This is a genomic window from Mucilaginibacter sp. (assembly GCF_036383575.1).
Taxonomy (GTDB): Bacteria; Bacteroidota; Bacteroidia; order Sphingobacteriales; family Sphingobacteriaceae; genus Mucilaginibacter.
The window spans coordinates 1-4725 of record NZ_DASVOB010000735.1; the positions used below are offsets into that span (position 1 = coordinate 1).

2 protein-coding genes are annotated in these 4725 nt (G+C 44.8%); one reads left to right on the forward strand and one right to left on the reverse strand.

Annotation, left to right across the window (positions count from 1 at the left end):
- Positions 1-86: 86 nt before the first annotated feature.
- Positions 87-2042: a sialate O-acetylesterase gene (locus VF500_RS26445; RefSeq protein ID WP_330862538.1), complete on the reverse strand. Its 1956-nt coding sequence runs from the start codon at positions 2040-2042 to the stop codon at positions 87-89.
- A 233-nt stretch (positions 2043-2275) separates the two neighbouring features.
- On the opposite strand from VF500_RS26445, the gene VF500_RS26450 reads away from it, so the two are divergent.
- Positions 2276-4663 carry a TonB-dependent receptor gene (locus tag VF500_RS26450; RefSeq protein WP_330862539.1) on the forward strand — a complete coding sequence of 796 codons (2388 nt, stop codon included), beginning with the start codon at positions 2276-2278 and terminating at the stop codon, positions 4661-4663.
- Positions 4664-4725 lie beyond the last annotated feature (62 nt).

The following is a 4725-nucleotide window of genomic DNA, read 5'->3' on the forward strand; positions in this document are numbered from 1 at the left end:
CGTCAATTGCGAGGTACAAAGCAATTCCCTATGAGCAGGTTCGCCCTGCTTGGGATTGCTTCGTACTTCGCAATGGCGCATTTTAATTATTTACCCGCCCAGTTATCCGTACGGAAAGGCGAAGCAGGCAAACCAACGCCATTATATAAGGTGATTACCGGGTTATTGGCCCAGGCATACCTTACCGCAACCGGGTTTGTAACATCCGGGCTGCTTACAATAACCTTGTTACCTTTAATAACGGCGGTAGCCCAATGAAACTTCATATCCTCGCCGGCAATGGCAAAACCCTGCATTGTTTCGCCGCCTTCTGCTTTTAAACCGCCATCGGTATAATTAAAGCTTAGTTCAATTTTATCGCCATCAATCTTTTGCGATTTATACATCGGGCCCGAATACGGCTGCGACTTATGGTAGGTTTTATCTAAAGCAACCAAAGCAAGGCGACGGCCAACTTCCTGTTTATTTTTGGGGTGGATATTATCTGCCTCGCCCAGATCGGCAGCCACGGCCATCCCTGTATTGGGCAGCTCAAGCGTTTGAGTCTGGGCTTCTCTCAATTCAGCCCAGCCTGAACGTACGGGCTCCACATCGCGTTTTTGCCAGTTGGCTAACTGTACAAAATAAAACGGGAAATTACCTTCGTTCCAGGTAGTGCGCCAACCGTTTATCATGCCTTCAAACAGCTCCTTGTACTGACTGGGTCTGTCGGTATTAGCTTCGCCCTGGTACCAGATAGCGCCGCGGATAGCCATAGGAGTAAGCGGATTGATCATGGCATTATACAATACCGCCAGCCTGTTCGGGTTATCGCCAACTGGCATAGGCGGCAGGCTTTTGATATTAAAACCTACTTTATAATCCCAGTTACCGGCCAATGAGATCTTCTCGCCCGATGCTGATACCAGTTGCATTTCATCAACGCCGTACAATCCACCGCCACCTCCGCTGTCAAAAACGCGCACAGTAATAACAGCTTCGCCCGCTTTTACCTTTGCAGCAGGAATAATGTAGTTGCGCGATTGCAGGAAGCCGTCGGTAGCCCCAATTTTTTCACCGTTAAGCCATGTTATCTCATTATCATCTATCTTACCTAAACTGATCTTAATATCCTGCCCTGCCCATGCTGCAGGAATGCTGATCTTTTTACGAAACCAAACAACGCCGTCAAAATCTCCTAAAGTACTCTTTTCAAAAAACTGGGGCAATTGCATAGTTCGCCAGCCGGTAGTATCGGCATTAAAGGCGTTGTTGTTGGTGTAGCCCCAATCGGCAGCAGTGGCCAGTTTATTCCATGCGTCCAGCCTTTGTGCAAAGGTTGTTGCAGTTTCTGTTTTGGCAGTTTCCTGTTGTTGTTTGATCTGCTCGCTGAAAACAGGGTTATTGGTCAAAGCATTCTCATCGCTCCAGGCTTCGATCATAGTACCTCCCCAGTTTGTACTGATCAAACCAATAGGGATTTTTGCCTGCTTGTTAATTTCTCTCCCAAAAAAATAAGCTACTGACGAAAACTCGCCTATAGTTTGAGGCGAGCATACCATCCAACCGCTATTAGCCACTTTTACATTGGTTTGGGGGGTAAGGTTGGTTGCCTGCGATACCTGCAATAAACGGATCTCCGGGTAATTGGCGTTGGCTATTTCTTCCTTATAATTATTCACCTGTCCCCAACCGGCTACAGGCATTTCCATGTTCGACTGCCCTGAGCAAACCCAAACCTCCCCTATCAGTACATTATTTAAAACTACAGGGGCGCTGCCATCGGTTATGGTAACCTTGTAAGGGCCTCCGTACGATGGTGTTTTGATTTTCACTTTCCAGTTACCGTCTGCATCAGCAACGGTTGTATAGGTTTTATTATTCCATGACGAGGTAATGGTGACAGTTTTACCGGCATCAGCCTTGCCCCATACACGGGCCATGGTTTTTTGCTGTAAAACCATATTATCACTAAAAACACCCGGCATTGTCACTTTAGCAAAAGCGCCGGTGCTAAGCAAGAAACTTCCGATAACTACAGGTAAATACTTTTTCAGGTTCATTAATTTGAGATTTAGAATATAGGTTTTGTTGATGAATTGACTCGCCTTAAAGTTAAGTGCTGCGACTGACAATTAAAAAACGTTTTAGCAACATTTAAATCAGAAGCGTGATTTAAGCCACTTTATTGCGATTATTTCAAAAATAGGCACCCGGCTTTCTTTATTTAGACTTATTATAAATAAAGGTATATATTTGCCGGCGTTTAAGTTTCACTAACTCATATTTACTATTGATGAAACCCTTATTTTCCATCATCCTCGCATTTTTATTCATCACACCATTTACTTTACAAGCACAAACAACAGGCAATATTACCGGTAAAGTAACTTTGGTTGATGGCCAGCCACTGGCATCCGGTTCGGTATCCATCACCGAACTTGCTAAAACCACGCTTACCGATGAGCACGGTAATTATTCATTCAATAATATCGCTGAAGGCAATTATACCATCAAAATACAGGTACTGGGAGCGGCCGAAAAAGACATCCCTGTTAAAGTAATTGCAGGGCAAACCCTTACGGTTAACTACCAGCTGCCTAAAGAAAACGTGCAGGCCCTCCAGGAAGTGACCATATCGGGCAATGTCAACAAGTTTTCAAAAAAGGAGAGCGTTTACATTGCACGCCTTCCGTTAAAAAATCTTGAAAATCCGCAGGTTTATAACTCAGTTTCAAAAGAACTGATCCAGGAGCAAGTGGCGGTTGACTTGGGCAGCATTTCCAAAAATGTACCGGGAGCAGGTATCCCTATGATTGCCAACCAGGGTAGGGTTACCTTCCGTTCACGCGGATTTGAGACAGAGCCTAACGCCCGTAACGGTGTAGCAGGTGCAGCATTTTCTTTTATTGACCCGGTAAACCTTGAGCGTATTGAAGCCATCAAAGGCCCATCAGCAACATTATTTGGTACCAGCATCTCCAGCAGCTATGGTGGTTTATACAACCGTGTTACTAAAAAACCGTACAATGGCTTTGGCGGCGAAGTTGCCTATTATGGCGGCAGCTGGAACTTTAACCGCATTGCCTGGGATGTAAACACCCCGGTTAATGCCGACAAAACAGCATTATTCCGCTTAAACGGTGCTACCTCCTTTCAAAAAAGTTTCCAGGATCTGGGTTTTACCAATACTATAAGCCTTGCGCCAAGTTTTTCATACCAGATAACCGACAGGCTTTCCTTATTGCTTGATGTTGAATTTGGCCAGGCCAAAGCTACTTCAGTGGTGCGTTTTAACCCTTATGTTGGCAACAAAACCCCGGTAGCTCCGAAATCAATTGCAGATATTGATTTCCCATATAATAAAACCTTCATGAGCAATGACCTGGCTTATTCAACCCAGATGATAAACATCTTTGCCCAGCTCAACTACAAGATCTCAGAAAAATGGACTTCACAAACCATTATTTCCCGCGCCCGTTCAACCATAAATGGATACATCACTGCGCTTAACGGTAAATCGGCAACTACCATGAGCCCGCAGGTTATTGCAGGTAATACCTCGTTTATAGCAACAGATCTTCAACAAAACTTTATCGGCGATTTTAAGATAGGCAGCCACCGTAACCGTGTAGTAGCTGGACTGGACTATTACAACAACTCTAACAGCTTTGACAGGGTAACCGTTAACCTGCCGGCAATTGATTTTATCAACGTTCCATCTACTTATCGTATTAGCCGCTTTAAGATCGACTCATTGACCAGCAAAGGAACATTGCGAAAAGAAAACAATGGTGATAATACTTACGCGGCGTACATATCAGACGTATTTAATGTTACCGATCAATTATTGGTAATGGCCAGCTTACGTGCCGATCGCTATCAATACGGCGGTGTATATAATATTGCAACAGGGGTAACCGCCGGTGGCCTTGGTGCCAATGGTGTACAAACAGGCCCGTATGGTCAAACCGCTTTCTCACCTAAACTGGGCGTGGTTTATGAGCTGTTTAAAGATAAATTATCATTGTTTGGTAACTACATGAATGGCTTTTTCAACAAAAGCGGCGTGTTTAAAGATGGCAGCAGTTTTAAACCAGAGCATGCCAACCAGCTTGAATTTGGTTTAAAGGGTGATGTGTTTGACCACAGGCTTACCGGTACTATCAGTTACTACGACATTGAAGTAAAAGATATCATCAGGCCCGATCCGGCCGATCCGGTAAACTATTCTGTACAGGATGGCAACCAGCGCAGCCGTGGTGTTGAGGTTGACCTTACCGCTAACCCATTTGCAGGCCTTAACATTGTGGCCGGTTATGCTTATAACGACAGCAAGGTTACCAAAGGCGATTCAACAACAGTGGGCCTGCGTCCGGGTTTGTCAGGCTCGCCGCATACCGTAAACTTCTGGGTTAGTTATCGTATCCCTACAGGTAACCTGAGAGGCTTAGGTGCCGGTTTTGGCGGTAACTATGGTAATGCTTCGTACCAAACCAACACCACACTTACTAAGATCATCATTCCATCATACACACTGCTTGATGCAACGCTGTTTTATGATCAGCCTAAATACCGCATCAGCTTTAAGGTTGATAACCTGACCAGTGAAAAAGCATGGTCAGTAAGATTAACACCACAGACACCTGCCAGGTTTATCGGCAGTATGAGTCTTAAGTTTTAAACAGAAAAAGGGGGCGTTAACGCCCCCTTTTTCTGTTTAAAACTTAAGACTCATACTGCCGA

Bases quoted from the DNA above. Each gene is read 5' to 3' on its own strand.
- VF500_RS26445 (WP_330862538.1), bottom strand. From the start codon at position 2,042: ATGAACCTGAAAAAGTATTTACCTGTAGTTATCGGAAGTTTCTTGCTT.
- VF500_RS26450 (WP_330862539.1), top strand. From the start codon at position 2,276: ATGAAACCCTTATTTTCCATCATCCTCGCATTTTTATTCATCACACCA.